This is a genomic window from Leptolyngbya sp. NIES-2104 (assembly GCF_001485215.1).
Lineage (GTDB): Bacteria > Cyanobacteriota > Cyanobacteriia > Leptolyngbyales > Leptolyngbyaceae > Leptolyngbya.
The window spans coordinates 1,808,631-1,830,077 of sequence record NZ_BBWW01000001.1 but is presented as its reverse complement, the minus strand read 5'-3'; the positions used below and the strand labels follow the sequence as shown (position 1 = coordinate 1,830,077).

24 protein-coding genes are annotated in these 21,447 nt (G+C 47.4%); 14 read left to right on the top strand and 10 right to left on the bottom strand.

What is annotated here, in order from left to right:
* Positions 1 to 2 precede the first annotated feature (2 nt).
* The gene (locus tag NIES2104_RS08495) at positions 3 to 374 is read right to left on the bottom strand and encodes a cation:proton antiporter subunit C (RefSeq protein ID WP_339375079.1); all 372 of its coding nucleotides are present in this window, start codon (positions 372 to 374) and stop codon (positions 3 to 5) included.
* Positions 375 to 541: 167 nt separating this feature from the next.
* The gene (locus tag NIES2104_RS08490) at positions 542 to 790 is read right to left on the bottom strand and encodes a DUF4351 domain-containing protein (protein ID WP_059001625.1); all 249 of its coding nucleotides are present in this window, start codon (positions 788 to 790) and stop codon (positions 542 to 544) included.
* 172 nt (positions 791 to 962) lie between these two features.
* Between NIES2104_RS08490 and NIES2104_RS08485 the strand changes: the two genes are divergently transcribed.
* From NIES2104_RS08485 to NIES2104_RS08475, 3 genes are all read left to right on the top strand, one after another.
* Positions 963 to 1,946: a bifunctional heptose 7-phosphate kinase/heptose 1-phosphate adenyltransferase gene (locus tag NIES2104_RS08485; protein WP_058997591.1), complete on the top strand. Its 984-nt coding sequence runs from the start codon at positions 963 to 965 to the stop codon at positions 1,944 to 1,946.
* Complete coding sequence (waaF, locus tag NIES2104_RS08480) at positions 1,927 to 3,009, top strand: lipopolysaccharide heptosyltransferase II (RefSeq protein ID WP_058997589.1); 1,083 nt, start codon at positions 1,927 to 1,929, stop codon at positions 3,007 to 3,009. Before NIES2104_RS08485 ends, waaF begins: the two co-directional genes overlap by 20 nt.
* Positions 3,010 to 3,133: 124 nt before the next feature.
* Positions 3,134 to 3,403: a GlsB/YeaQ/YmgE family stress response membrane protein gene (locus NIES2104_RS08475; RefSeq protein WP_058997584.1), complete on the top strand. Its 270-nt coding sequence runs from the start codon at positions 3,134 to 3,136 to the stop codon at positions 3,401 to 3,403.
* A 152-nt stretch (positions 3,404 to 3,555) separates the two neighbouring features.
* Here the strand turns inward: NIES2104_RS08475 and NIES2104_RS08470 are convergent, their stop codons facing one another.
* Together NIES2104_RS08470 and zds are read right to left on the bottom strand one after the other, a co-directional pair.
* Positions 3,556 to 3,804, bottom strand: coding sequence for an RNA-binding protein (locus tag NIES2104_RS08470; RefSeq protein WP_058997579.1), 249 nt, complete (start codon positions 3,802 to 3,804; stop codon positions 3,556 to 3,558).
* Positions 3,805 to 4,107: 303 nt separating this feature from the next.
* Positions 4,108 to 5,577 (bottom strand): 9,9'-di-cis-zeta-carotene desaturase, encoded by a 1,470-nt coding sequence (gene zds, locus NIES2104_RS08465; protein WP_058997578.1) that lies wholly within the window; start codon positions 5,575 to 5,577, stop codon positions 4,108 to 4,110.
* A 107-nt stretch (positions 5,578 to 5,684) separates the two neighbouring features.
* On the opposite strand from zds, the gene NIES2104_RS32250 reads away from it, so the two are divergent.
* Positions 5,685 to 6,296 (top strand): hypothetical protein, encoded by a 612-nt coding sequence (locus tag NIES2104_RS32250; RefSeq protein ID WP_058997577.1) that lies wholly within the window; start codon positions 5,685 to 5,687, stop codon positions 6,294 to 6,296.
* An 89-nt stretch (positions 6,297 to 6,385) separates the two neighbouring features.
* Here NIES2104_RS32250 and NIES2104_RS08455 read toward each other — a convergent pair whose 3' ends face one another.
* The 3 genes from NIES2104_RS08455 to pyrE form a co-directional block, all read right to left on the bottom strand.
* Positions 6,386 to 6,928 (bottom strand): pyridoxamine 5'-phosphate oxidase family protein, encoded by a 543-nt coding sequence (locus NIES2104_RS08455; RefSeq protein ID WP_058997576.1) that lies wholly within the window; start codon positions 6,926 to 6,928, stop codon positions 6,386 to 6,388.
* Positions 6,929 to 7,003: 75 nt separating this feature from the next.
* Positions 7,004 to 7,204 carry a cation transporter gene (locus NIES2104_RS08450; RefSeq protein WP_058997574.1) on the bottom strand — a complete coding sequence of 67 codons (201 nt, stop codon included), beginning with the start codon at positions 7,202 to 7,204 and terminating at the stop codon, positions 7,004 to 7,006.
* A gap of 87 nt (positions 7,205 to 7,291) precedes the next feature.
* Positions 7,292 to 7,909: an orotate phosphoribosyltransferase gene (gene pyrE, locus NIES2104_RS08445; RefSeq protein WP_058997572.1), complete on the bottom strand. Its 618-nt coding sequence runs from the start codon at positions 7,907 to 7,909 to the stop codon at positions 7,292 to 7,294.
* Between the two features lie 144 nt (positions 7,910 to 8,053).
* Between pyrE and NIES2104_RS08440 the strand changes: the two genes are divergently transcribed.
* The gene (locus tag NIES2104_RS08440) at positions 8,054 to 8,530 is read left to right on the top strand and encodes a hypothetical protein (RefSeq protein ID WP_192843569.1); all 477 of its coding nucleotides are present in this window, start codon (positions 8,054 to 8,056) and stop codon (positions 8,528 to 8,530) included.
* 268 nt (positions 8,531 to 8,798) lie between these two features.
* On the opposite strand, the gene NIES2104_RS08435 is transcribed toward NIES2104_RS08440, so the two are convergent.
* Positions 8,799 to 9,671 carry an S-methyl-5'-thioadenosine phosphorylase gene (locus tag NIES2104_RS08435; RefSeq protein ID WP_058997568.1) on the bottom strand — a complete coding sequence of 291 codons (873 nt, stop codon included), beginning with the start codon at positions 9,669 to 9,671 and terminating at the stop codon, positions 8,799 to 8,801.
* Positions 9,672 to 9,822: 151 nt separating this feature from the next.
* On the opposite strand from NIES2104_RS08435, the gene fraC reads away from it, so the two are divergent.
* The 7 genes from fraC (at position 9,823) to glmM (ending at position 16,717) form a co-directional block, all read left to right on the top strand.
* On the top strand, positions 9,823 to 10,356 hold the full coding sequence (gene fraC, locus NIES2104_RS08430; protein WP_058997566.1) for a filament integrity protein FraC: 534 nt from the start codon (positions 9,823 to 9,825) through the stop codon (positions 10,354 to 10,356).
* 11 nt (positions 10,357 to 10,367) lie between these two features.
* Positions 10,368 to 11,408 (top strand): DUF5357 family protein, encoded by a 1,041-nt coding sequence (locus tag NIES2104_RS08425; RefSeq protein ID WP_058997565.1) that lies wholly within the window; start codon positions 10,368 to 10,370, stop codon positions 11,406 to 11,408.
* A 54-nt stretch (positions 11,409 to 11,462) separates the two neighbouring features.
* A complete protein-coding gene (locus NIES2104_RS08420) occupies positions 11,463 to 12,263 on the top strand; it encodes an ABC transporter permease (protein WP_059001624.1) in 801 nt (266 codons plus the stop codon).
* Positions 12,264 to 12,406: 143 nt separating this feature from the next.
* A complete protein-coding gene (locus NIES2104_RS08415) occupies positions 12,407 to 14,194 on the top strand; it encodes an ATP-binding protein (RefSeq protein ID WP_058997564.1) in 1,788 nt (595 codons plus the stop codon).
* Between the two features lie 57 nt (positions 14,195 to 14,251).
* Complete coding sequence (locus NIES2104_RS08410; protein ID WP_058997562.1) at positions 14,252 to 14,857, top strand: DUF3177 family protein; 606 nt, start codon at positions 14,252 to 14,254, stop codon at positions 14,855 to 14,857.
* 18 nt (positions 14,858 to 14,875) lie between these two features.
* Positions 14,876 to 15,175: a hypothetical protein gene (locus NIES2104_RS08405; protein WP_058997560.1), complete on the top strand. Its 300-nt coding sequence runs from the start codon at positions 14,876 to 14,878 to the stop codon at positions 15,173 to 15,175.
* Positions 15,176 to 15,262: 87 nt separating this feature from the next.
* Positions 15,263 to 16,717 carry a phosphoglucosamine mutase gene (gene glmM, locus NIES2104_RS08400; RefSeq protein WP_058997558.1) on the top strand — a complete coding sequence of 485 codons (1,455 nt, stop codon included), beginning with the start codon at positions 15,263 to 15,265 and terminating at the stop codon, positions 16,715 to 16,717.
* 144 nt (positions 16,718 to 16,861) lie between these two features.
* Here the strand turns inward: glmM and NIES2104_RS08395 are convergent, their stop codons facing one another.
* A complete protein-coding gene (locus NIES2104_RS08395) occupies positions 16,862 to 18,328 on the bottom strand; it encodes a serine/threonine-protein kinase (RefSeq protein WP_058997557.1) in 1,467 nt (488 codons plus the stop codon).
* 278 nt (positions 18,329 to 18,606) lie between these two features.
* On the opposite strand from NIES2104_RS08395, the gene NIES2104_RS08390 reads away from it, so the two are divergent.
* A complete protein-coding gene (locus NIES2104_RS08390) occupies positions 18,607 to 19,554 on the top strand; it encodes a calcium-binding protein (protein ID WP_058997555.1) in 948 nt (315 codons plus the stop codon).
* A gap of 10 nt (positions 19,555 to 19,564) precedes the next feature.
* Positions 19,565 to 20,671 carry a molybdopterin-dependent oxidoreductase gene (locus NIES2104_RS08385; RefSeq protein WP_225895225.1) on the top strand — a complete coding sequence of 369 codons (1,107 nt, stop codon included), beginning with the start codon at positions 19,565 to 19,567 and terminating at the stop codon, positions 20,669 to 20,671.
* Here NIES2104_RS08385 and NIES2104_RS08380 read toward each other — a convergent pair.
* The gene (locus NIES2104_RS08380; protein ID WP_058997553.1) at positions 20,668 to 21,438 is read right to left on the bottom strand and encodes a hypothetical protein; all 771 of its coding nucleotides are present in this window, start codon (positions 21,436 to 21,438) and stop codon (positions 20,668 to 20,670) included. The two genes, NIES2104_RS08385 and NIES2104_RS08380, sit on opposite strands and share 4 nt — an antisense overlap.
* Between the last annotated feature and the right edge of the window lie 9 nt (positions 21,439 to 21,447).

Below are 21,447 nucleotides of genomic sequence, written 5' to 3'. Positions count from 1 at the left end.
TTTTATGGGGTATTGCTTTTCTCGATTTCGCTTACTTCTAGGGTGGGATTGTCCTGTGACAGCTTCATCACTCCCACTAACATCAACGCTTGAATCGAGAGACCAATCACGATCGCGGTTAAAATCACCGCTTGTGGAACCGGATCAGCAAACGCCCCTTTCGGCTCACCGCCCACGATCGGTGTAAACACCCCTCCCCGCGCTGCTACCACCACGTAATATGCAATCACTCCACTACTCATCACATCCATCGAAATGATTTTCATGATCAGATTCTTTTTGAGGATGATGCCGAAAAAACCAATCAAAATAGTGGCAAACACAAACGCTTCCAACACGACGCTTCCCCCAACAGCTTTTGTACGGCAAGACACGACAAGCTGAGCAAACCTGTTTCCAATTGAAACGAAGGTTGCTAAGACTCCATAACGTTGATAGATTTATTTCAATCTTTAGCTGTCAGCTATGAGTTATCATACCTAATCGCTACCGTTGAGACTATTCGCTTTTCGGTTAAGGTTGTATAGATTCTAAGCAATAGCTAAGAATGATCAGCAAGCCAGGTTTCCAAGTCCTGCAAATTTGAGAACTCAAATAAGGCATCAGCGAGTGATTCGAGTTGTTCGATCGATAAAGCGTTAATCTGCGATCGCACTTCTTCCGGTAACTCTCCAAACTGCCGCGTTAAGAGGCGTAGAATCAATGCAATCTGCCCTTCTTGCAGTCCCTCTTGTCGTCCCTCTTGTCGCGTGACTTGTTCCCATTCCAAAAATGCCTGTGAAAACGCCATGAATGCCTCCTGTTGGGAAAATCCTTCAATCTCGCCTAGTTCGATTTTAACTTTCCAGTTTGCCAAAATTCAGTGAAGCAGATGAAGGAGTAATTTAACAAATCTATCTCAAGAGCGTTTAATTTTCTTTCACTCAGGCTCTATTGGTAGTTTTGTTGCTACGGATTCAAGCATGAGTGAGTTTCTTTCGGTGTTAGAGCAGTTTTCCCGATCGCACATTTTAGTGATCGGGGAAGCGATGCTCGATCGCTATCTTTACGGTGATGCAACTCGCTTATGCCAAGAAACTCCGGTTCCTGTGGTGACGCTTTCTCAAACGATCGACCAACCCGGAGGAGCCGCGAACACTGCAATGAATCTGCAAAGTTTAGGGGCAGAAGTCACATTGCTTTCGGTCGTGGGCGAAGATTGGGAAGGAATGCGGCTTCAGCGAGTTCTACCAGGAATTCAAGGAATTTTTACAGCAAGCGATCGCACAACGCTTACTAAACAGCGGGTCATGAATGGCGATCGCTTGTTACTCAGATTCGATCAAGGCACCACAGCCGCTTTAAGCACAGAACTAGAAAACAAGCTCATTACCGAACTGAGAACTCATTGGAATCACTATGATGCGATCATCATTTCGGATTATGGGTATGGAATTTTAACCGATCGCATCATTAATACAATTCACCAACTTCAGCAACACCATCCGAAAATACTCATTGTTGATGCAAAGAATCTCATTAACTATCAGCACTTAGATGTGACTGCGGTTAAACCAAACTATCAGCAAATGTTGAATCTATTGAATCAAGAAGATATCAATTTCTCTAGAATTCAGTTCGTGAAACACAATGCGGCAGAAATCTTAGAGAAAACTGGAGCAAAAATTGTTGCGGTGACACTTGATCGAGAAGGTGTAATTTTGCTGCAACGCGATCGCGCTCCGTACCAAATTCGCGCAAATCCCGCTTGTCCCACTCAAACAATCGGCGCGGGTGATACCTTTACAGCTACATTCGCGATCGCATTAACGATCACAAACAATTCAACGATCGCCGCAGAACTTGCAGCAGCAGCAGCAGCGATCGTGGTACAAAAACCGGGAACGGCTCGCTGCACACTCGAAGAACTTCAATCAATGTTTAACCATGTCTTGGAACCAAGCTAAAAATCTACTCTGCATTCGACTTGATACGATCGGGGATGTCTTGATGACCACTCCCGCATTTCGAGCACTCAAGGACTCAATGCCGGATCGTCGCTTAACCTTGCTGACTTCTTCGGCAGGAAGTGTGATCGCGCCTCTGATTCCCGAAATTGATCACACGATCATCTATGATTCTCCCTGGCTCAAAGCGACCGCGCCACGAGAATCCCCCAAACCTGAATACGAAATGATCGAGCTACTGAGACAACATCAGTTCGATGGTGCCATCGTGTTCACCGTCTATAGTCAGAATCCCTTACCATCGGCATTTATGTGCTACATGGCAGGAATTCCGCTAAGATTGGCGCACTGTCACGAGAATCCCTATCAATTGCTCACCGATTGGATCAAAGATCCAGAACCCGATCGCGGAATTCGGCACGAGGTTCAACGCCAGCTTGATCTCGTTGCTGAAATTGGGGCAACCACTGAGAATCAGAAGTTATCGATGCGAATTGCACAGAAAGATCGCGATCGTGTTTCTCAGCTTCTAAGTTCGATGAATTTGCCGAAACAATGGATTGTCATTCACACTGGGGCAACGGCTCCCTCTCGGAGATACTCGATCGAACAATTTGCGATCGTGGCGGATCAACTCATTCTTGAACATGACTGTGCGGTTATTTTTACCGGAACTACGCTTGAACTCGATATCGTCGCTCAGATTCGATCGAGAATGCAGGCGGAAGCTCATTCGCTGGTTTGTCAATTGAACCTGAGCGAATTAACCGCACTGATCGAACTTGCACCCGTTCTGATTTCAAATAACACGGCTCCCGCTCACATTGCCGCCGCAGTCGGAACACCCGTTGTAGACTTATACGCTTTGACCAATCCACAACATACTCCTTGGCAAGTTCCGCACCGATTGTTATTTCAAGATGTACCTTGTAAGTACTGTTACAAAAGTATTTGCCCGGAAGGACATCATCATTGTTTAGCGCAAGTTGCTCCAGAAACGGTTGTGAAAGCAGCGTGTGAACTGCTCGAAGAAGCGGCACGAACCCTGGAAATTTCGGCTTAGATCCCATTCGCAAAAGTAACTATTCCTTCGGACACTTTTTGATTATCACTTCTGACAGATGGGTAACTTCGACTCAAATTGATACTCTCTAGTTGTGAGCTAAAAACTTTAGGAGAAACTGATTATGAATCTTATCGCTTGGATTATTTTAGGACTGATTGCAGGTGCGATCGCGAAAGCAATTTACCCCGGCGATCAAGGCGGCGGCATTCTCGGAACAATTATTTTGGGTATCATCGGTGCATTTGTGGGTGGTAGCCTCTACACCTTCTTGACGACAGGGGCGCTGAATTTGACCGCTGCATCTTTGAGCTTTGGTGGTATTTTGATCGCAGTCTTGGGCGCGATCGTGGCAATCTTCCTTTGGGGTCTGTTGACTCGTCGTGCAGCGTAGTTTCGGCGATCGTCTCGAAATTCGATAGAAGTCGGTGCAAAGTTCCTGGCTCAAGATTTTGCACCTCTTCAAAAGACAACCGCTTTCTCTAAAGCTAGAGAAAGCGGTTGTGCATTTATAACTATTTAGTTTTCGATAGCCTGTTGTTCGATCTACTCTCCCTTCGGTTTCGCTTTATTCACTCGCAATTGTCGCCCCATCCATTCCGCGCCATCCAACTCAGAGATTGCGGCATCCTCCTGGGCATCTTGTTCCATTTCGACGAAAGCAAAGCCCCGCATTCGTCCTGTTTCTCGATCGGTTGGAAGCACAACGCGCTTCACTTCACCATATTCGGCAAATACGGTTTTGAGGTCGTCTACGGTCGCTTGGTAAGAAAGATTTCCAATGTAAATGGTCATGGGAATATCCGAAACGAAGAGCAAATCTGGATTGAGTTGACGATCGAGCCTCAGAATTTTTCCCCATGCTGTTGCTGCAAAGAGCGATTTCAGAATTGGAACTGTCTTCTGGCTCGAAGTGTCAGAAATCCACTCTGATCATCTCTTGTTTCTTTGCATTATTTTTGTTTTGCTGACTACATCTTCATAAAAATATCCAATTTTCTATATTAAATTTGTGCATCTTTAGGTTAATTTGTTTTTTATAAAAATCGAGGGTGGGGCTGTTCAAGTTAAGGTTGCTTTCTCAAACAGCCCACCAGTTTAGTACCTGAACAGTCCCACACCCTGAACCTTGTAGCCAGTAGGTTCTAAGATTTTCTGAGCGGCTTGCTTTCCAGAAATCGTCGCGCCTTCCATACTATCGATGTAGTCTTGCTGAGTATAACTACCTGCTAAGAAGAAGTTCTCGATCGGTGTTTTCTGCGAAGGTCGGAACGGATCTTTTCCCGGTTCTTCTCGATACAGCGATTGAGCCAGTTTCACAACGTTGTACCAAGTCATATTCAACTCACGCGAACTGGGAAACAGATCGTGAATCTGTTTCAAGGCGTGTTTTGCGATGTCTTCATTGCTCATCGGCACAAAGGGATCGCCCGGTGTGAGAACGACCTGCATGAGCGAACCTTGCCCTTCACGGTAATAGTCTTTCGGACTGGTCAGGGCGAGATCAGCAAAACAAGAGAAATCCGCATCGGAACTATAAAGTAAGTTATCCATTCCTGCGGCTCGTTCTACTTGATTGCGAGCTTCTGAATCGTGCAATTCCGTCACCCAGCCATCAAAGCGCATTTGAACCGTAGCAACGGGAACTGCTTCGAGTTTGTAAATGTTGTCAAACTCTTTGATACTGCGCCATTCTTGCGGTAAGAGTCGCTGAATTCCTGGCACATCACAAGCGGCGAGGTAGACATCAGCGGTGATTACTTCTTCGGTGTCACCGTTGGCGATCGCTAACCCAGTCACTTTCGCATTCTGTCCCTCACCTTCAAACAGAATTCGCCGCGTTTGTCTGCGGGTATGAATCTTACCGCCTTTCGCTTCGATGTAATCTACGATCGGTTTATTCAACTGTTCCGCAGGCGATCCCGACAGCATATTCAATTTCGATGCTTCCGTTTTCGCCGCGAACATCATAAAAATAGTCAACATACACCGAGCCGAGATGTTTTCGGTATCGATAAATCCGAGTGCTAACGCGATCGGGTCCCACATTTTTTTGAGGCTATTTTGAGAACCGCCGTGACTACGGAACCAATCTGCGAAGCTGACATCATCTAGAGCGCGAATCATCTTCATCGCGACATCATAGTTGATCAGTCCCGGAACGATTGGACTTGTGCCCAGCGCGATTGCGTTTTGTAATTTGTCCTGAAGCGTCAACTGTCCAGTTGTGAAAAACGCTTTTAATCCATGAAACGGCGCACCGAGGAGAAACCGGAAATCGAGTTGCCCTAACTGTCCGCCGCGATTCACAAAGGTATGAACATGAGCTTTTGGCAGCAATTCCTGGTACGCACCGACTTTTTCCATCAGAGCGAACAGATTCGCGTAATTGTTGAAGAAAACGTGCAAGCCCATTTCGATATGGTTGCCATCGGCATCAATCCAACTGCCGACTTTGCCCCCGACAAACGATCGAGCTTCAAAGATTTCCACTTCGTGACCCGCATCGACTAATTCCACAGCGGCGGCTAACCCTGCCAAACCCGCACCAACGATCGCAACACGCATTCTACAACCCTACATTTCGCGACTTTCTTAAGAAATTTTAACGCGCTTTGTGTGCGAGAAAACCGAAATCGAGGCATTCTAACGGGGTCGATTTTGTTCCAGGTTGTATGCTCAAACGTTTGAGATGGTTCATGCTCGGTGTGTTGATGAGTTGTAGCCCGCTGCCGACTCGGATTGTTGAATATACACCAGCGCGTCCGGTTGATCCGACTCCATACGAGAAAAAAGGCTACCGTTCAGGCATTCCCGCAGATCAACTGCCGCCAAAATCAGAGATTAAAGTGCCGCGTACCGTTGTGGCAAAACCCGGTCAGAAGCTGTCTGAAGACGATTTGAGTACTTTACTCAGTCAAGCGGAAGATCGAGCGATCGGAGCGGAAAGTTTAGCGCGATCGGCACAGTCGAAAGAAGATTGGAGTTTGGTGATCGATCGATGGAAATTAGCGATCGACATTCTCAAACCTGCGGCGCAAATTCCGCGTGTGCGGCAAGCGTTATCAGAGTATCAGCGAAATTTGTCTGAGGCGCAGATTCAGGCGAAGACGAATCCTCGGCAATTGGAGTTAGATGCTCGATCGACCAGCAATGGTATTCCGTTGACGGTGCAATCTACAGCTTCCCCGTCACCTTCGCCATCAGGATCGCCGTCACCATCACCATCGCCGTCAGGATTGCCGTCACCTTCCGCATCACCGTCGCCGGAATCCAAATCAAATTGATCGGTTTACCCGACGACCGTAGAGACGCGATTAATCGCGTCTCTACCCGGATTTACGCGATCGACAACCCAAATTTACGCGATTGATCATCAAATCAACGAATGGCTGGGCAATCCATCGATACTGACCTGATTATTATCTTTCCAATATTTCTCCAAACCTGCCTTCCCTTTCTTCTCTGCCCAATTGATCAACGTCTCTCGATCGCCGACAAATTCATACAGTGGCACACCGCTCCCGCACGAAGTCGAAACCGATTCAATCTGAAGCAAAACAATCTGTCGCGCGCCTGGAACCGACTCAAAGCATGGATAAAGCGCGTCCCACTTCTCGTCACAGGGTCGAATCACAAACCCTGTCCCATACAGCCTCAAAATCACAGGCTTGCCTTCAAAGCTGCAAAACATAATCGTCATGCGACCGTTTTCCAGCAGATGAGCGCTCGTTTCATTACCGCTTCCAGTTAGATCAAGATAAGCCACCGTCTGATGATTCAAAACTCGAAACGAATTAATCCCCTTCGGTGAAAGATTAATCCGTCCCGCGATCGGGGCTGTTGCCGTGAAAAAAATGTGTTGTTTCTCGATAAATTGCTGGAGCGCGTCTGATAATTCCGGGTAGAACTTTGCCATGTTAAGCATAGTGAACGATGAGCGGTTCAAACGGTAACACTCTTTAGTTTCGTAAACCGCTCATTGTTACCATTTTTAGTAACCGCTGACTTCATGTCCGGTTGCGGTGATCGCCTGCTTAAAAGTTTCCTCTGAGGCTTTCGCTTCAACGGTTACAGTCTTCTGCTCCAAATCAATCTCAACTTTTGCATCAGGTTCATGCGTCAGAATCGTGTCTTTGATGTCTTCTGCCGCTTCGGGACTGTCCAAGGTCGGAACGTGTAGTTTTAACGCCATAACAAGTGACTCATAACAACACTTTCAATGCTGTTTCGATCCCCGATCGTTTCACCCCTGCTAGAGATAGATTTTGTTGCAGAATATTTAGCTCTGCAACTGTTTCCAACGCGCTTGGAGATCTTCGATCGTATAAACCGCCCGAAACTTCAAGCCCTGCTGTTGATAAAATTCCGCTCCGCCTTGTTGTCGATCGACGAGCGAAATCACTTCCTCGACGCGATACCCCGCATCGCGTAATCGATCGACCGCTTTCATCGCAGATTGTCCCGTCGTCACCACATCTTCAAGCACGACAACCGGACTACGTTCGGGTAAAGTCAATCCTTCAATATAAGCTTGTGTTCCGTGTCCTTTCGCCTCTTTACGAACGATCAGAGCCGCGATCGAGCGACCTTCATAAACTCCAACCACACTCGTAGCGGTCACGATCGGATCAGCTCCTAACGTCAATCCTGCGACTCCAACCGTTTCCGCATCGAGCATCGAGAGCAACACTCGCCCCACTGCTAACGCACCTTGAGGATGGAGCGTCACTTGCTTTCCATTAATGTAGTAAGTGCTGCGTTGTCCAGAAGAAAGCAGAAAATCGCCTTCTCGGTATGCCCCGACACAGAACAAATCGAGCAATCGATCGCGGACTTCATCAATTGGAGCAGTCGCCCAGGGAAATGATTTGCTATCAAACTTAGTCACATTTGTCATATCAGGGCAAACTAATGAATATTACGTGGCAAAAAGTATAGATTTGGTTAAATTCATCACATCGATCACGAAATATACGGAGTCGATTCATCGAATCACCGAATCTAGCTGTCACCCTTTAGCCAATCATTGAGGATAAAGACTATGGGCGCTAGGATCAAGAGCCTAATCTGCACATTTGGATTAAGTGCCGTGTCGAGTTTGATTGCCATGTCCGCAACGGCGCAAGAGGCAACGTCTCCAGTATTTCGACCCCGTGAAACGATTCCGAACGAGATCAATCGCACATTTTTCGGATCGCTGGGTGAATTCTCCGATCGCAATCCTTTACGATCGACCCAAACGATTATCGGAACTCCCTTCGGATATCCTGAAAACCAGATTTCGCGGGACGGTGAGCGGATTCATCGTCTCTACGTCGATTTGTTGAATCAACAGGTTTCGAGCGATCCACTGATTCGGACTGCGGATTTACCGAACCCGTTTAATCTCTCAGTGCAGACCCTACCCGATGCGGGGAATCGGGTGATGGGGAGCGAATTCGCGATCGAACAACCGTTATCGCCCCAGTTTCCAGTCCAACCCCCTCGCCCAACTCAACTGCTCCCCCAACGGTTTTAGAGAATGTTTGAAGAGTATAAATAGCTGCTTCGCTTCGTTGCACTCCCGCCCTGAAATGGAATTTCGGGCTAATCGTAGAAAGTCTACTGAAGTAGACTAGGAGCTAGTTTCAAGTTCTTAGTCCTTTGAAAAGGACTTTCGCCGATTAGCCCGAAATTCCATTTCAGGGCGGGACATTGCAACGAACGATACTCTTTAAACGTCCTCTTAAATTTTCCATAGCGATACAGATCACCCCTAAATTGCTCTGTATCGCTGCAAATTCGATCTAAAGATATTTTTTCAGCAGCAATCCCAATTTCTCTTTCGCAGCACCAGAAATCTGATCTTTCGGAGTCAAAATCGCATACTTCAAAGCCGAATGTGCTTCAGATCCAGGCGAATTTTCTGCCAATCGCTTCACCGTTTCTCGAATCACTTTCTGAGCATTCATTGCATTGCGCTGAAGATTAGCAATCACCATCTCGACTGTCACGCTATCGTGATCGGGATGCCAGCAGTCGTAGTCCGTCACCAGTGCCAGAGTTGCATAAGCAATTTCCGCCTCTCGCGCTAATTTTGCTTCCGGGAGGTTTGTCATTCCAATCACCGACGCGCCCCAACTGCGATGCAAATTCGATTCCGCTTTCGTCGAAAAGGCAGGACCTTCCATACATACGTAAGTCCCACCCCGATGTAAGTTCACGTTCTCTAAATCGAGACTGTCAACCGCATCACCCAACACGTTTGCAAGTTTGAGACAAATCGGATCACCGAAAGCGACGTGCGCCACAACCCCATCACCGAAGAACGTTCCAATGCGGTGAATCGTTCGATCGATAAATTGATCCGGTATCACCATGTCCAACGGTTTCGCTTCTTCTTTCAACGATCCAACCGCCGAAGCCGAAATCAAATACTCGACTCCTAAACTTTTCATCGCGTAAATATTGGCGCGAAACGGCAATTCTGACGGCAATAAATGATGATGGCGACCGTGACGCGCCAGAAACGCCACGCGAGTTTGATCAAGCGTTCCGACAATCAACGCATCTGACGGAGAACCGAATGGAGTCTCGATCGACAATTCTTCCACGTCTTTGAGCGCGTCCATTTTGTAAAGACCACTGCCGCCAATGATGCCAATTTTGATTTCAGACATACTGCTTTCTCGCTCGAATACGCGCTTATTTTAGTGCGATTTATTTTTATGTTGCGTGGTATCTGCTTTTTCTTCAGTTTTTCAATCTTTTTTGCTGCAATCCTGAACTGTTGCATTTACAATCTGTGTGTGAATTTGTGCGGTTTGAACTATGTCAGATGTGTTGCCTCTGCGGATGATTATCTATCAGCTTTTATTTATTGTTTTAGCGATCGCCGTTGAAGCCTTAGTACTACAAAAATATTTAGGAATCGGTAGAAAATCTAGTATTCAGTATGCGTCTACCGCGAATTTGCTCTCGACGGTGGTCGGTTGGTTTGTCTTTTTTATTAGCGTCCCTTGGATGCCCGCACCGTTACGACAGCAAATTATTACGTATATCTTTTTTGATGAAACGAATAATCCGCCGTTACTGGTCGGACTCGCGTTTTTGATGTTTTTAGGAACGTTTATTATCAAGCTGCAAAGTTTGAATTGGCTTGATCTGATTCTGGAAGGAAAGCCCGTAGTGGTGAGCGAAGTTCGCGATCGCTCAAAATTTCAAGGTCGAAAAGCTCAGCGTCAACCGTTTGCAGATGTTCCGAATCGGGCGCTGGCAGTGCTTTGGGCGAATGCCGCGAGTTTTACAGTTATCTCAATCTTTATTTTTATTCGGACATTTTCAGAACAGCCTGTGTTGTTTTAGGGGCAGAATCGATGCTGTGGATGAATGAAGTTTTTAAGCAGATTCGCGATCGCGTCAAGCCACCACAGTGGGCATCTTGGCAGACGCTATTATTTCTAAGTATTTTTAGTGTGATCGTCGCGGCTCTCACCACATCGCCACAACCGCAAATTGCCCAACGCATCATTTCTTCGTTTGGCTGGGTGTTCTTGATCCTCAGCGTTTGGTGGTTTGTGTATGAGAAGCCCGTAAAAGAGAAATTAACCGTCTACGATCTGTTTCTAGGTCCTTGGATCGTCGGGGCGTTGGTGTGCGTTTATCTGTTTGGCACGATCGAAAATAACGTTCCTTCTCAGACCGCCTTTATCAGTTGGCCCCCCATTTCTTCGATCATTTGGGCATCTCCGAAGTTTGTCAAATCAGACCCCAGCACGAAAAGCCCAGTCTACGCGAATCCGACCAAACCGAAGCGCCAAGACATTATTTTGGTTTTGTTAGCAAATTTGGTGATTAGCTGCTGGTTCCAGTTCTATTTCCAAACCCAAGATTGGCTGACGACGAATCAAGGATTACGAGCGGAAGATTTTTCGCGTAGCTCATTCGTGTGGCAGCCGCAGCGATACGATCGAGCAACGGTGCTGTCTCGTGGAGCCGATATTCTCAATCTTGCGGCTCAAAATGTCCGTACTGAACTTGAAGGCAAGCCCTGGGGACAAGTCGAACGCTGGCTAACCCAACTCGATCAGCAAGTTCCTAGATTGAGACAGCAAGTCCGGAACGAATTACCGCGATCGCCTGAAACTGATTTGTGGACGCTAAATGCTCAAGTCACTTCTGCGGCATACGATTTACAGCTTCAAGCCCTATCGAGCCGTCCGAATTCGCGTCGAGAAGGCTACGAACTGACCCGCACTTGTCGGATTACACAAGTGGGCAGACCTGGAGCGGCTCCAGAATTCAGGTTCAATGAACAAGCTCCTCCTGCGACCGCTCCAAATCGTCAGCAAATTGTTGCAACGGTGCAATGTGGCGCGATCGATCCAGTCAGACGAATTGAACCGAGTCGATCGTAGGTTCTTCGGGCAAAATGGGGAATCCCCAGTGTGATTTTCCATAGGAGAATGGCGATGAGTGAAGCGGTGTATACGGTTGGCGGCACTTTTACGCGGATTAACGCGATCGCGTCGAATGTATTTCGAGAAGTGATTCGCGATCGCGTTCTTTATTTGATTGGACTGTATGCAGGCGGCTTAATGTTGGCAAGTCGCCTTTTACCCGAAGTCGCTGCTGCAACCGAAGACAAAATCTTTCTCGATCTAGCCCTCGCAGCGATGCCTGTTCTGGGTTTAATCATTTCGATCTTCGTGGGCACTGTCTTAGTCAATAAGGAAATTGAAAAGCGAACCGTTTTTGTACTGATTGCAAAACCTGTGACTCGTGCAGAATTCATCATCGGTAAGCATTGGGGACTGTCAGCGGTATTAGCCGTTTTGATCACAGCCATGAGCGCGATCGCAATTTCGCTTTTATTCGTGCTCAAGATTCCATTTTCGCTACCGAATCTGTTGATTTCATCGGGATTCCTATTTCTGCAATTGTCGCTTGTAAGCGCGATTGCGATTCTCTTCAGCGTTTTCACAGGCTCTCTACTCGCGATGATGCTGACCTTTGGCGTTTACCTAATGGGACAACTGAGCCAGGACATCGTGAAGTTTGGCAGATTGACGAAAAATCCATCGATCGAAACGTTCACTCAAGGCTTGTATCTTGTGCTGCCTGATTTAGCGCGGCTCGATTTGAAAAATCAAGCGGTTTACAACTTGATTCCATCGTCGTCTGTTTTGCTCGGTAGTGTCTTGTACGCAGCGCTTTACATTGCCTTTACGTTATCGATCGCGTCGCTTATTTTTTCACGGCGGGAATTCTGATCTTCATACTTGCGTAGGAATTATTAAGGCTTTGGTTAAGCTCACCGCTGATCCGTTCTGACTTCTCAGTAGATCTCGGTAGGATGGTGAGCAAGAGAAAATTCCCTACCCGGATTCCGTGACGTTTCAACCGAGAGCGCTGCATGACTCTGCATCTGCATCTACACCAGACGATTCGAGGCAACGCGATTAGCGCCTCTTTGCGGCAAGTCTTTACCGAGTCGGATTCCTGTGCGACCAATCAGCTTGCAGCAGAACTCTGGATCGAGCGCTTTCTCAATCATTTAAATGCTCGTCTGCTAGATTGCCTCAATGCGTCCCCGACCGAAGCGCGATTGTGGCAAATTTTGGCAGACGAGCTAGGACAAGCTTTATCCGGTGAAGTTGTGGCGATTGCGCTTCCAATCGAGGATCAATTTGAGGTGCAACATCTCGCGGGTTCAATGATGCAGCTTAGCCCGTCGATTTGCCTTTCTCGTCATGCGATCGAACTCGAAATCGGTAAGACATTCACTCGCTCAGAACTGCAAAAATTCGGTCAGCTTGAATGGAAAAGCGCATGGGAATTGTGCGATCGCAAAACCACTTATGGCTGGCTTGTGACCGTTTCTTCACCTATTTCTACCAGTTCTGACACGGCATTGATTCAGTTGCGCGATCAGTGTGTGAGTCGTGTGATCGCGCAAACTGCCCAACTGATTCGCCACGGTCAAAAAACCGAAGCCTTGATTAAAAAAGCCCAAACGCTGGAAGCGAAAAATCGAGAACTCGCACAAACCAGCAAATTAAAGAGCGAATTTCTCGCCAATACGAGCCACGAGATTCGCACCCCCTTAAGTTCGATTCTAGGCTTCACTCATCTGCTTCGAGAACAAGGCTACACCCCTTCAAATCTGCGCCACCAGGAATATCTCAAAATCATTCTCAGCAGCGGTCAGCATCTTCTTGCTTTGATCAACGACATTCTTGATTTGTCGAAGATCGAAGCGAATCAATTGACTTTGCAGCAAGAATCGATCGACGTGATCGAAGTTTGCAAACTCGCGCTCAAACTCGTTCAGGAAAAAGCCAACGATAAAGGACTGCCGCTGAAATTGGTGGTTGCTCCTGATGTTTCGACCGTGGTTGCTGATCCGCTGCGATTAAAGCAGATGTTATTCAACCTGTTATCGAACGCTCTGAAATTTACCGATCGTGGTTCTGTCGGTCTTGAAGTCAAAACCGTTGACCAGTTTGTTGAATTCACCGTTTGGGATACCGGAACCGGAATTTCTCTCGAACAGCAGCAACTTCTTTTCCGTCCTTACACCCAACTTAATAACGCCACTCCCGGAGAAGGAACCGGATTAGGACTCGCGCTCACTCAGAAACTCGCAGAATTACACGGGGGCTGGGTACGTCTTGAATCCGAACCCGATCGCGGCTCAAGATTTACGATCGCGCTTCCTTGTACTGCTCCCGTTTCTCCCACTGCCACACCCACCGAAATCTGTCCCACGCCTCAAATTTCGAGCGCTGTACAGTCTCAGCTTTCCACTGCACCGCGTCCAAATGCCGCTCGATCGAATCACATTCTCTTAGTCGAAGACAACGCCCACAACGCCCGTTTAATCATCACGTACCTGTGCAAACTTGGTTATGAGGTCACCTGGTCAAAGAACAGTGAAGAAATGTGGCAATCGCTAAAACAATCCCTTCCGGCGGCGATTTTGATGGACATTCACTTACCGGATGTCAACGGATTAACGCTAACTCAGCAACTACGATCGAGAAAACGCTATCGATCGATTCCGGTGATTGTGCAAACCGCGATGGCAATGAAAGGCGATCGAGAAAAATGTCTTGCCGCTGGAGCTGCTGACTATGTTTCTAAACCGATCGATCTCACTGCACTGGCACAAACTGTCGCAAAGTACAGTCAAAAACGCTGAAACTTTAGATTTCCTCTATATACTGATGGAGCTAAACCCCGTTTTATAGTTTGAGTTATGCAAGACGTTCCCGCCTGGTTATCTTCAATCGTCTGGACAGATTACCGATTGGCAGTCTTGTTTACTGTCATTCTGCCGCTTGGCTTACTGATCTGGGCAACCGTCGAACGCGCTGAAGCCATCCAAAAATTGCTCCTGATTTATTGGCGCGTTGCAAGTTTGCTGGCGATTACCGTGTATCTACTGATCGGCGTATTACCGATCGGCTTTGTCTCCGGTTGGTTAGCACGAATCCTGATTCCGATCGGGCTGTGGTACTGGGTCGATTTGAATGAAGAAATTCGCGACTCTCCCGCCAATTCATTGAAACTCGCGCTTGTTTCTTGGCGTTGGGCAGTGTCAATTTACTGCGCGATCGGTGCGATCGGACAAATTCCGGTATTACGTTGCGCCACGCTTGCGAGTCAGCAAATTTTGAACGATGCGAGTTGTCGCGTATGGCTTGATCCGCCGTTTCTGTTCCGCGAATATTTTCACTCTGGAGTCAGACCCTTTGTGCTCGGATTCTTTGGCATCCTAGGATTAGTGATTTACGTGCTGTATTTGGGCTACTTCGTTTTCTTCCGGTTAGGGAAGCGCAAGCGTTCTGCAATGGAAAATTAAGTATTCTTTTAGACCTTCATGAGCAAATCAATTGGGCAGCGCCTAGAACAATACACGATCAAGTGTCCGAATGAAGTTTTGCTGTTGTCGATCGAGATTGATGGACAACCGGATCAAGTGGCAATCTTTAAGGGATTTTCCAGTTCGCTGATGAATCCCACTTCATTCGATCCGGATGTGCCTGTGCTTCCGGATCATGCGATCGTGCACTCGATCGATCGATTAGAAAGTCCCTACAACCCAAATTCACCGCGCTATGTAGAGCAAGGATTGAGTTGGGAGGCGTTTGGGCGGCTTCTGGATGCAGTCGGAGTGTAACTAACGCATCTAGAGGAAATGAGACGGTCACGATAGACTGCAAGGGTGCGATCGAATCCGTTAACTGTGTGAGGATGTGAACAATTTATGGTGTCATTAAAGGCTGAATCGCTAAGCCGTGTTTCGTTGCGTCCCCAACTGCATCACTGGGATGCACTCCCGTTGCCCGAATCGGCACTTTTTGGAACCGATGGCATTCGCGGAAAAGCGGGTGAACTGTTAACTGCACCGCTGGCAATGCAAATTGGCTATTGGGCGGGTCAAGTTTTGGGAGCCGGACATCGGGCACCTGTCGTCATTGGTCAGGATTCGCGCAATTCCAGTAATATGCTGGCAATGGCACTTTCGGCGGGTTTGACCGCTGCGGGGATTGAAGTTTGGGATTTGGGATTGTGTCCGACTCCTGTGGTGGCGCATTTGACACATTACAGTGAAGCGATCGGCGGTGTGATGGTGTCTGCCAGTCACAACCCACCCGAAGATAACGGCATCAAATTCTTCAATTCCGACGGCTCAAAGCTGGCTCCAGAACTTCAACAGCAGATCGAAGCAGGCTTGCGTGGTGAAAGCAAGATCGCAACGATTTCGCATCAGTGGGGCAAGCATTTTTATCGTCCAGAATTAATCAATGAATACATCGAGGCGATTCGCAAACCGTTGATGACTCCATCCGAGCAACCGTTAGCCGGATTACGAGTCGTTTTAGACTTGGCTTGGGGTGCGGCAACTCGATCGGCAACTGAAGTTTTTCGCTCACTAGGTGCAGATGTGATTGCACTGCATGACATTCCCGATGGCGATCGCATTAATGTCAACTGCGGTTCAACGCATCTGAACCTGCTCAAAGCTGCGGTAAAAGAACATTCCGCTGATGTCGGATTTGCGTTTGATGGCGATGCCGATCGCGTTTTAGCCGTAGATTCTCAAGGTCGAACGGTTGACGGTGACTACATTCTCTATCTCTGGGGTCAGCACCTCTTAAAACAGAGTCAACTACCAGAAGCGACGATCGTGGCAACCGTGATGTCAAATCTGGGGTTTGAACGCGCCTGGGAAAAATTGGGCGGAACACTCATTCGGGCGGCAGTGGGCGATCAATATGTTCACGCTGAAATGATCAAGCGCGGTGCGGCTCTAGGTGGTGAACAATCCGGGCATATTCTTTGTCCTCAGCATAGTGTGAGTGGCGATGGATTATTGACGGCGTTGCATTTGGCGGCTTTGATTGCGCGATCGAACGTTTCGCTCTCGGAACTCGTCGATCGGAGTTTCAAAACCTATCCGCAACTGCTGCGAAATGTGCGGGTTGAAGATCGAGCGCTGCGAATGAACTGGCAGAAGAATCAAGCGGTACAACGTGCGATCGCCGAAGCGGAATCTGCAATGGGCAATCAGGGACGGATTCTGGTTCGAGCATCGGGAACGGAGCCTGTAATCCGGGTGATGGTTGAGGCAGAAAGTTCAGAGTTAGCGACTTACTGGACTGAGCAACTGGTTTCGACGGTTCAGCAGCATTTGACCGTGGAGAAACATTTGAGCTAGTTTAACGTGAATTCAATGGATTGTCTCGCTTCGGTGGTGACGGCTTCTGCCCCCTAAATCCCCGAAAATTGGGGGATTTAGGGGGCTACCAAAATCTGTGGCACCTAAAACCAATTGAGTATCAGAACGATTAGAATAAGCGATTTAAAATTCTGCTACTTTGCGCTGCGATCGACGTTCCGCTGCTTTTTGATCGAGCAAATTCTGAGCCATTCGATGCCATTCACTCCGCAATCTTTCATCCGCTTGACTTTGACTTAATGGACGACCCCGTCGATCGGGATATTTTCGATAAAAGCGATCGTTAACTTCAGCAATAAACTGACTGTAATCGATTCCTAGCTTTCGACATTCTGCTTCATAGTCAATTGCTTGAGCCGTCTGCGGTTTTGGTACAACCTTATCAAGACTTGGCAGACTTGGCAGACTTGGAATCGATCGCGCTACATAAGGGAAAACCTGCGGTACGAGCCAGATCAGACTGACGATCGCTAAAATCCAGAACAATATTTTCAGAACCAGCTTAGAAATTCCAAACACTGTAAATCGCACAATCCCAAACATGAGACGGAATACAGATTTCAGTGCTTTGTAGGTTCCATTGATTAAAGCTAATGGCAGATCAAACGCCGCCTCAAACCAAGGACGCGGATAAGTTCCAGTCGTTGCGATCGCCGATCGATATCGCCGTTTTCCCGCTAGTGCAACTGTTCCGGCTTGCGTACTCGATTGAGATACCAGTTTTGGAGGTGTGGATTGTACCGTGACGACCGGAGACACCATTGATAAAGCATCTAAAACAGCTTGAGCGGAAGGATAACGATCGCTCGGTCGATTACTCAACATGCGATCGATCACTTGAGCAAACAATGGAGAAGTTCTCGCGTATTGCTTCCATTCACAATTGAGTGTACGCGGATCAAACAGGGATTGTGCTTCTCGTCCGGTTAAGAGAACAATGATTGTGACTGCCAACGCATAGAGATCACTACTCGGTTCTGCTTTACCTTTGTGGAGTTGTTCGATCGGGGCGTATCCCGGCTTTCCAACTAGCGTTTGAGCCGAATGAACCGCTTGAGTCGCTGCCGCTTTTACCACTCCAAAATCGATCAAAACAGGCTTTTGATCCCGCTCTCGGAGGATAATGTTATCCGGAGAAATATCGCGGTGAACAATTCCCGATCGATGAATGTATTCCAGCACGGGTAAAAGCTGCTGGAGAAGCTGAACGGCTTCCTGTTCGCTGAACGTGAGATTTTGTTTGGCTCGATCGTTCAACAATTCCTCATACGTTTGACCTTCCACATAGTCTTGCACGAGGAACAGCAATTCGCGATTCTGCGTTTTCACCTGAAACAGTTCGCGAAACTGGGGAATCTGAGGATGCTGGAGTTGATGAAGCACTTTCGCTTCGCGTGTAAAGAGTTCTTCCGCTTTCTGAGCATGTTTTGACCCTTGCGATCGCGGCTCAAATTCCTTAAGAACGCAAACTTCATTAAAGCGATTCGTGTCTTGTGCCAAGTACGTCCGCCCAAAGCCGCCTTGCCCCAGGACTCGCAGAATCCGGTAGCGATTTTGAACGATCGTGCCATCAGGAAGCGGTAAACCCATAACGCGGTGAACGGTAATAACGCTAATCAACTCTATCACTGGTTTTTAGTTTGAGCGAAAACACTTAGACGCTTTTTGTTCTGTCGCACCCTGTTCAAGTTTTTAGATTTAGGGCTTCATTTTTCTCGTTTTAACGAAATAATTGCTGCGCTTTTGAGGAATCCATTCGGATTATTTATTTTTGCTTAATTTTTAATCCATTGCCTTCCTCTATAATTTTACTGACATTCTTTAGTAGTAGATGTCACACAGCATCAGAATTTCAGGAGACAGTTATCATGGCAGTCTATAACGGTACATCAAGTTCAGACGTGTTTTATGGCGATAATCTCTTTGGTGGAGGAGGCACTCAACCGACGAATGATGTGATGTATGGATTCGGGGGCAACGATGTTCTAATTGGGCTTGCGGGCAGTGACACTCTATACGGCGGCGACGGAGACGATAGTTTACGCTCTGGAAACGTCGATGGAGCCATCGATCGCTTATTTGGCGGCAAGGGAGAAGATACGTATTGGGTTCGTGAGTTTAACGATATTGTCACCGAATACGCTAACGAGGGCATTCGAGACATCGTTGAACTTTGGTACGGCTTTCAAGGCATTTATACATTGCCAGCAAATGTTGAAAACCTACTGCTACGAGATGGTGATGGCGGGATTGGTAACGTCTTAGACAATAGCATTACTGGTTCTCTTGCAACGAGAGCTGTATTCCTTGATGGACGTGAAGGAAACGATAATATCAGTGGCGGTAATTATGCAGATACGTTACTCGGTGGTTTAGGAAATGACAGCTTGACTGGACGCGCAGGCAACGACATTCTGAACGGTGGGTTGGGAACCGATACGCTGAATGGTGGAGATGGCAGCGATCGCTTTGTTTTTGATACGAATGCTGTCTTTAATGCAAGCACGATCGAGGTTGATATCATTCAGGGTTTTACGGTTGGAACAGACAAAATTGTTTTAGACAAAACCACATTTACCGCACTCAGAAGTGGAGCAGGGAACGGATTTAATGTAGTGGGGGATTTTGCAACTGTGACAACGGATACGGCAGCCGCAACGAGTAGCGCCACGATCGTCTACAATTCCTCGGCTCGTCGCTTGTTCTACAACCAGAATGGCAGCCTAGCAGGATTTGGCTCTGGTGGACAATTTGCCCTCTTCGGAACTTCATTAAGTTCACCCTTGTCAATCGCAGATTTCATTATTCAGGCTTAGCATTCGAGAGTTGGAGCTTCTTGACACTCAGCGGGAAGCTTCAACTCGGTATAATCTCAATGTAACGATCATTAAATTCCTCGTGAACCGTCGAGAACTTCTGAAATTACTCGGTCAGACATCAGGCGGCTTGATTGCAGCAAGCGTTTTAGGTGGATGCCGATCGCAACCCAAAGATCTTTTATTCTCACTTGATCCGAATGCACCGATTCCTGATCATTTGATCACGCCGCTGGGTGAGTTTTACGTGCAGTCTTATGCTCTGCCGTCTCAAGTGAATGCAGAAAAATGGCGGCTCAAGATCGGTGGTGAAGTGAATCAATCGATCGAGCTAACGCTGCAAGACATTCTCAATGCACCGCAGGAAGAGTTTTATCTCACGATGGAATGTATCGGGAATCCAGCAGGCGGGAATTTAATCGGCAATGCTCAATGGACGGGGACTCCGATTTTACCGTTCTTGAAAAAAGCAGGAGTGAAACCGAACGCGATCGAGTTTTCAATGAAAGGCGCTGACTGGTACGAAACGACGTTACCCGTAGCAGAATTGCTGCGCCCAGAGGTGCGATTGGTGCATCAAATGAATGGGAAGCCGCTCACGCCTGAACACGGCTATCCAGTGAGAATCTTAATTCCAGGACATTTTGGGCAAAAGCAACCGAAATGGATTGTCGGCATTGACGCGATCGCGAAACGCAAAACCGGACTGTGGGAGAATCTAGGTTGGTCAAATACCGCAGAGATTCCGACCCATTCCCTGATGCGACAAGTGCAAGATACGAGAGTGTGGAATAAGCGGCATCAGGTGACTTTGACGCGTGATACGTGGGAACAAGGTGTTTTACTTGCAGGAATGGCGTTAGATCGATCAACGTTAATCAAAACCATTCAAATCAGCACTGATAACGGTTCAACGTGGCAAACAGCAGAACAGAATCGCCCTGAATCGCCGCATGAATGGACACTGTGGCGGCATCTCTGGAAACCGGATCGGGCTGGAAAATATTCGCTAATGGCACGAGCCACTTCAGGACGGCAACAGCAAGCGATCGACGATTCCAACGATCGAGACGGCAGCTCTGGAATTTTACGCATTCAGGCAACACTAGAAGGCTAGGATTTATTCGCCATTCGATTCGTTCTAAAGGTCACATTTGATCCTTCTTGCGTTTGCTCTAACACCAATAATGGGGTTGGTTTCGCGTTCTGATCCCAGCGCATATTCGCGATTCTGCCTTGAATTGCAGGCTGCCAAGTATCATTCTCGTGAGTCGGACTCAAGAAAGTTTCAAAACAATCAATAATTTGATTAATCGTCACCGAAGTAGGCTGAGTCGGAAGCTTGAGAATCTTGATTTGAATCCGAAAAAGAACTCTCGTCGATTGTGCCGTTTCACCCGTTTTATACAGCACATCAAAGATTTCATCGACTTGGCGACCTGTGCTGGCAATGCCGATTTCGCCCTGATTTGCCTGAGTCGGACGTAATGCCAGCGTGATTTTATCTTTGACTTTGATTTTGATTTGATTGACGATCGCGAAGTGAAACACTTCTTCCGCCATCCGCATCCGCAAATAATCTAAGTTAAATTCCCGCGAGTGAATCAAATCAGGGTTGCGCTCCATTTTCCCGATCGTTTCCACGGCATATTTGAGTTTTTTCTGATATTCCCGATTCTTCAGCACTTCAAATTTCACTTGTTTTTTCAGCTTGTTGGCTTGGAGCGTCGAGAAAACACCCAGAACCACGAGCAGCAAGAAAAGTCCGCCCGAAGTCATCATCCAGATATTGCTACCCGCTTGCGCTGGCGGTCTGGATGCAGGTTGAGTCTTAACGGGTTTGGCAGCTTGAGCCAGTAGGGGGGAAACTATCTGAAGCAACATATGACTTTC